The sequence below is a fragment of the Halobacillus sp. genome, from assembly GCF_049282395.1.
In the GTDB taxonomy this organism is placed as follows: Bacteria; Bacillota; Bacilli; order Bacillales; family Halobacillaceae; genus Halobacillus.
On the sequence record NZ_JBAPTY010000106.1, the window covers coordinates 1 to 6,321 of the forward strand.

At 43.1% G+C, this 6,321-nt stretch carries 6 protein-coding genes; 4 read left to right on the plus strand and 2 right to left on the minus strand.

Translation table 11 applies throughout. The features are described from left to right. Positions 1-55 precede the first annotated feature (55 nt). The 4 genes from WAM07_RS05135 (at position 56) to WAM07_RS05150 (ending at position 4,313) form a co-directional block, all read left to right on the plus strand. Positions 56-2,755: a heavy metal translocating P-type ATPase gene (locus tag WAM07_RS05135; RefSeq protein ID WP_422165334.1), complete on the plus strand. Its 2,700-nt coding sequence runs from the start codon at positions 56-58 to the stop codon at positions 2,753-2,755. Positions 2,756-3,042: 287 nt separating this feature from the next. Further along, positions 3,043-3,360 (plus strand): YciI family protein, encoded by a 318-nt coding sequence (locus WAM07_RS05140; protein ID WP_422165335.1) that lies wholly within the window; start codon positions 3,043-3,045, stop codon positions 3,358-3,360. Between the two features lie 137 nt (positions 3,361-3,497). After that, positions 3,498-3,938, plus strand: a complete 441-nt coding sequence (locus tag WAM07_RS05145) for a GNAT family N-acetyltransferase (protein WP_422165337.1) — start codon at positions 3,498-3,500, stop codon at positions 3,936-3,938. Between the two features lie 21 nt (positions 3,939-3,959). Then, positions 3,960-4,313 (plus strand): hypothetical protein, encoded by a 354-nt coding sequence (locus WAM07_RS05150; protein ID WP_422165339.1) that lies wholly within the window; start codon positions 3,960-3,962, stop codon positions 4,311-4,313. A gap of 970 nt (positions 4,314-5,283) precedes the next feature. Here WAM07_RS05150 and WAM07_RS05155 read toward each other — a convergent pair. Both WAM07_RS05155 and WAM07_RS05160 read right to left on the minus strand, forming a co-directional pair. Then, entirely contained in the window at positions 5,284-5,868 is a 585-nt protein-coding gene (locus WAM07_RS05155) for a YgjP-like metallopeptidase domain-containing protein (protein ID WP_422165341.1), read from the minus strand. 88 nt (positions 5,869-5,956) lie between these two features. After that, positions 5,957-6,232: an RNA polymerase sigma factor gene (locus WAM07_RS05160; protein ID WP_422165342.1), complete on the minus strand. Its 276-nt coding sequence runs from the start codon at positions 6,230-6,232 to the stop codon at positions 5,957-5,959. Positions 6,233-6,321 lie beyond the last annotated feature (89 nt).

Here is a 6,321-nt window from a genome sequence, read left to right on the forward strand (position 1 = left end):
GCCCATGAGAAATAAGCAATGAGGATAACGGATAAAGAAGGACGGAGGCAGGTATATGAGCCATACAGAAAAACATCAAGAAAGCAGCTGCTGTTCGAACAAGAATACTTCGCCTGTAAATGGACAAAGCGGAACAGCCGTTAAGTCAACGGAAATATCATCCTGCTGCAGTAAAGAAAGTGCTACAGTGGTGGAAGAAGCAGGAACATCCTCATGCTATAGCAAAGAAAGTGATACAGCTGTTAAGTCAAAGGAAACTTCAACGTGCTGTAGTAAAGAAGATGATGAAGCTGCTCAATTAAAGGAACCATCCTCGTGCTGCAGTAAAGAAATGGGTGCAGCTAACGAAGAAGCAACATCAGAAACGTCCAGCTGCTGCAGCAACAGTACCTCTATGGACGAGAGGAAGGAAACACATACAGTAGAGCCATCCCTTTCGCGTTCCTCCGGGGTAACCGTTTTTAACGTTTCCGGAATGGACTGTCCTTCCTGTGCCGCCACTATTGAAAAAAGTCTGGGGCAGCAGGCTGGTTTTCAAACCGTGGAAATTCACTATGGAACAGGGAAGTTGAAAGTGGCTGCAAAAAACGAGGAAACCTTACACGAGGTTCCCATCCTTGTTCGGAAATTAGGCTTTGAAGCTGAAAGAGTATCTGATAAGAAGAAGAATACACAAACCTATCTTATTGAAGGGATGGATTGTGGTTCCTGTGCCAAAACGATTGAAAAACATCTTGGCAGTCAGCCTAAGGTAAATGAAGTCACGGTGAATTTTTCTACGGGCAAGATGCATATTGACCATGATACTTCATCGGAAGAAATCATTCAGGAAGTGGATAAATCAGGGTTTGCAGCTTCTCTGGAAACCTCAAGAAGAACAGAAGATCACGAGGCAGGGAAGAAGCCGACTGATAAAAGAACCACTATTTCAGGGGTACTACTTGCCTTGGGTTTTATAGGTTCCTTTACGAATATTCCAGCTTTGCTGATCACACTGCTCTATGCAGCTTCCATTGTAATTGGAGGATATAAGCCGGCCAGAAGTGCTTTTTATTCCATCAGAAGCCGCTCGTTGGATATGAATGTTCTAATGGCATCTGCCGCTTTAGGTGCTGCCCTTATCGGTGAGTGGTTTGAGGGTGCGATGGTTGTCTGGCTGTTTGCTCTTGGGAACACGCTGCAAAATAGATCTATTGAGCGAACGAGGGATTCGATTCGAAGTCTCATTAATCTTGCCCCGTCTGAAGCTACCGTGAAAGTAGAAAACGAGTGGGTAAGGAAACCTGTTGAGAGTATTTCCATACAGGACAGAATTCTCGTTAAACCAGGAGAGAAGCTGCCTCTTGATGGGGAAGTCGTTGCAGGTTCTTCCAGCATCAATCAGGCCCCGATTACAGGAGAGTCTCTTCCTGTTGATAAAGTGGAAGGCGACACCGTTTTTGCTGGAACGATTAATGAGCACGGTTCTCTTGAGATCCGCGTAACAAAGCTGGTGGAAGATACAACGATTGCAGGGATTATTCATCTCGTGGAAGAGGCTCAGGAGAAAAAAGCTCCGACTCAAGCCTTCGTAGATCGCTTCGCCAGAGTGTACACACCGATTGTATTCAGTCTGGCGCTGCTTGTGATGGTGCTTCCGCCGCTTGCCGGCTTCGGCAGCTTTGGCGAATGGGTGTATAAAGGTCTTGCCTTGCTGGTAGTTGCGTGCCCATGTGCTCTCGTCATATCTACTCCTGTTGCGATTGTTTCCGCTATCGGAAATGCAGCCAGGAACGGCGTGTTAATTAAGGGAGGAACCTTCCTTGAGAAAGCAGGCGCTGTTCAGGCGATTGCTTTTGATAAAACCGGTACATTAACAGAAGGGAAACCCAGAGTATCACAAGTATTTGCGCTGAATGGCCAGCATGACGAGCTGATTCGTATCGCTCATACAATCGAATCTCATTCGACACATCCCATTGCTAAAGCGATTACGGATTATGCAGGGGAAAGAGAAATTGGTGTGAGAGACGGCTTGAATTACCAGGCCATTGCAGGAAAAGGTGCTCAAGCCACGATGGATGGCGTTGATTACTTCGCGGGTAACCCTAAACTATTTGAAGAACTGGACATCTCAGTGGATAAAATTCGTGACCAAATCCATTCCATCCAGGGAGACGGGGGATCCCTCGTCATCGTCGGTACTCGCACGGAAATAATAGGTGTGATAGGAGTAGCGGACACAATTCGAGAGATCACGCTCGACTCTATTCAGAAACTGAAAAGCACGGGTCTGAAGGAAATGGTGATGCTGACAGGAGATAATGAAGGTACAGCTAAAAAGGTTGCCGAGTCAGCAGGGGTAGACCGCTACTTTTCAGACTTGATGCCTGAAGAAAAAGTAACGGCTGTTAAAAAGCTGCAGGCAGAAGGAAAAAGTGTGGCGATGGTCGGAGATGGTATTAACGATGCACCGGCACTTGCGACGGCGGATCTTGGCATTGCCATGGGAGGTGCAGGGACAGATACAGCCATGGAAACGGCCGATATTGTGCTAATGGCCGATAATTTAGAAAAACTGCCCTATACTATCAATTTAAGCCGGCGTTCCTTAAAGATTATTAAACAGAACGTATGGTTCTCTTTAATTACGAAATTTGCAGCGCTGCTGTTAATTTTCCCTGGCATTTTGACGTTATGGATGGCGGTATTAAGTGATACAGGAGCTGCTTTGCTCGTTATTTTAAACAGTATGAGATTATTAAGACAAAAATAGAGAGGGGCGCCTCTCTATTTTTTTTGAACTATATGGTTGAGTTACATTAGGAAGCTAGTTACAGGCCATAAATAGTGCTAAACCCAGGTAGGAAACTGCGTCTTCGACAAACTATCCCTATCGCGTAATAAGCCTCTTAAATAAAATTAACAATATGCTATAAGAGAGGCAGGAAAGATTATCTTGCATGAACTCTCAGGAAAAAAGGAATTACTTTCAAGAAGGAACATACCTTTTTTTGTTGAAGGAATTATGGAATGGATATTTAGAAAAGAAGAGGTGGTTTTGTGAGAGAGTACATTTACGTGTTGAAGCTTATTCCCCGGTTATACGAGGGAACAAATTGGACGGAACATGACGAAGATCTGATTAGACAGCACTTTGTCAGATTGAAAGATTACTGTAATGATGGCAAAGTAATCACAGCTGGTAAAACAGACAGAGATGATGATAAAGGTTTTGGGATTGTTATTTTTGAGGAAGAAAACGATGAAAAGGCAGAAATGTTTATGAATGAAGACCCTGCGGTTAAACATGGGATTATGTCAGCAGAAGTTTTCTCCTATAGAACTGCTCTAAAAAGGAAAGAACAAAATAGTAAATAACGGGGAAGGTTATTAATCATATCGATTTCAATTCTTTAGGAAAAGGGAGCGTTTATTGAAAACGCTTCCCTTTTACATGGGAGGATCAGATGGTTAACCTTTCTATACTGAAGTCGAATTGATAAGGGAGAACTATAATGAAGATTAAATCAATGCTACATTGCTCTATCGATGACGCTCTAACTGCCATGAATGAAGGATTTCAGGATTATGCGGTGGAGATTCAAATGACTGCCGATACGTTTATCCAGACCCTTGCCTCGAAGAAACTATCGCCAGAGTATTCGTTTGTGGCCTACGATGGCGTAAAACCGGTCGGAATCATACTGAACAGTATTCAGCCAATCGATGGCAAGTTAACGGCGTATAACGGCGGCACGGCTGTACATCCTGATTATAGAGGAAATGGTGTGGGACGTGAACTTGTTCAGATGTCAGAGGACCTGTTTAAGGAGAAAGAGGTGGAGGTCTCCACTCTTGAAGCCATTTCTGATAATACAGGAGCCATCCGTTTATATGAAAAGTACGGGTATTCCGTAAATGACAGATTATATACAATGAGAATGATGTTTGAGTAAAGGGAAGATGCTCCTTATACCGTGGAGTTAATTTCCTTCAGTGAATGGAAGGAACTCGCTGTCTCAGAAGAGCCTGTTCCGTGGCAGAATAAGATTCCATTCGTAGATCATCGCGAGATTTATGCCATTAAAGATGATGGTGAAACGCGTGGATATTTGGTGCTGTCTCAACAGCCGAATAAAATTCTGACTTTGTTTCAATTACAAGCAGTCGATGTCGGAGCTGCATATGACTTATTGCTTTCGAGTGTTGAGCATCATTTTTCAGGCTACCGGATCGTCGCTTTTAACGTTCCCCACCAGCATCCAGTGTATGAGACGTATCAGAGTAGAGAACCTCAACAAGTAATAGAGCAGGTGTGGATGAAGAACTAATAAGGGAACCGTTCTCTCTTGTAGATTACGTTTGGATAGAATCCTTAAATCAAAGTGTGTTGACGCTTGGCCGAACAATGGGGCCGATCATAAAAGTATAATCCTCTTCTTCTTTTCTATTTTTAAAAAAAGGTTCTGTTAAACGTCCGAATTGATTTTAAGGTAAAGCTCCCATTAGTTGAAGACTTGATTTCGAGACTTTTGTGAGAATTTGGTCCTGCGGGGGACGATTTCGCTTTTCGCGGGCATGTGTTGAGCTTCCTCGGGCTTAACAGCCCTGCGGGATCTCACCGACCATGTTCATCCCGCAGGAGTCTTCATCGTCCCCCTCCGGACCTGGCCGAATCAGAAGCTCGAAACGGGTTCATCCTTCACCCACTCGAAGAAAAATAACCATATGGGCGTATATCCTTTATTCAAGCTGAACTATGCGGGATAGCCTGTTATATAAGCATTGCAGGCAGGTTAAGGAAGAAAAAATCCTCTCTTTCCGAAAGGGTCCGTTCTTCCTACTAAAGTTGGGTTGGTGGGGAAATGGCGAGACTCCCATGGGAGAAGGGACTAGGTGAGATCCCGCAGGGAGTGAAACGAGCGAGGAAGCTCACCGTTCCCCCATAGGAAAGTGTTCAAATGTGGAATCACCCCGAAAGACACGACCAGCATAAGCCTAGCATCAAAAGGATGGTGGTTTTTCCATCCGTTGATGCTAGGCTTATGTCTCGAGTGTCTGGGTGATGGAACAAGACGAGTTATTTCCCCACCATCCCTATACCTATTAAGTAACGGACCCCGATTTATCTCGAAACTGAGTCTTCAACAATCCGGCCCTATTGCGTAATAAGCCTCTTATGAAAACAACAATAATAAACGATAACAGAGCTAAAAAATAGAATCTTGGCGAGATTAAAAAAAGCTTGCAGAGAAAGTCGGCTCCCTCTACAAGCAGGAAGAAAGTCTGTTAATAAATAATCTAACACGTTTCTTCCTCGATTAGTTTCTGGATTTTGTCCTGAATGGATTCTTTAGGCTGTTGAATCAACCGCCAATTCAATACGATCTCATCCTGGTCTTTCTTACCTAAGCGCGCAGCATCTTCCTCACTAGAAATTGATCTGGAATGAAGGTCGGAGAATTTTTTCTCAGACTTCTCCCTTAACCACTTTTTCGCAAAAGCGATTAACTGCTTATTGATTTGCTCATCTTCTTTATCCCCAGGGTAGGTAAAAAGGAATTTTCCTTTACTGAAGGAAAAAGCATAGTCATTGCCTTCATTTAGGATTAATTGATAAGAGCGGCCTAAATATTTGATCTTCTGGCCCTCTTCCACCGAAAGGCGATCAACATGGTACAGCTCGGCGTGATGCTTTTCCCACGTTTCTTTCATCCAGGCGGCTTTCTTCTTAAGAAATGCTTCGATTAATTCAGGCTTTCTTTTCTCGGGAGCGGTAACTTGAGCTCCATTCAATTCATCCATATAAATTTTTACGTAATAAATCGTCGGTTTGGTATGTAAATCATAGTGAATCTTATGTTCCTCATAAGTTAACTCCGGCATAGGGACGCCCCTTTCCTAGTGTTCTCTACTATTTTAATAGAGTGGAGCAGAAGCGTCAAAAATACTTGTCGATAAGAAGCCTTCGAGCCTAGTTATTGAAAGGACTGCAAGCTTTTTCCTTCTGAATGATCTTCAGGCAGAAGATGGTTAACGTTTTTGAAAAAGGTTTACTCTCTGAAAATGATTGAGGAGCTTTCCATATACAATCAAATAACTGTCTTATGACTTTTTCGATTCGATGGACTTCTGTTATGTATCGATGAATCAAATTATAGAGGTAGTGTACGTACTTATCGTACAGATCGCTTAAGGCTTTCTTATCTCTAGAGGTAATCTTAGAAAGTAATAGTAAATCTTGGTTCATAGGATTTTCTCCTTAGGCATTTTTGCTTATTACTTAAGATACCCTTTTGTATATATCTGAAACTATTTAACCGGACAATCGTACTAAGG

Bases quoted from the DNA above. Each gene is read 5' to 3' on its own strand.
- WAM07_RS05135 (WP_422165334.1), top strand. From the start codon at position 56: ATGAGCCATACAGAAAAACATCAAGAAAGCAGCTGCTGTTCGAACAAG.
- WAM07_RS05145 (WP_422165337.1), top strand. From the start codon at position 3,498: ATGAAGATTAAATCAATGCTACATTGCTCTATCGATGACGCTCTAACT.
- WAM07_RS05155 (WP_422165341.1), bottom strand. From the start codon at position 5,868: ATGCCGGAGTTAACTTATGAGGAACATAAGATTCACTATGATTTACAT.
- WAM07_RS05160 (WP_422165342.1), bottom strand. From the start codon at position 6,232: ATGAACCAAGATTTACTATTACTTTCTAAGATTACCTCTAGAGATAAG.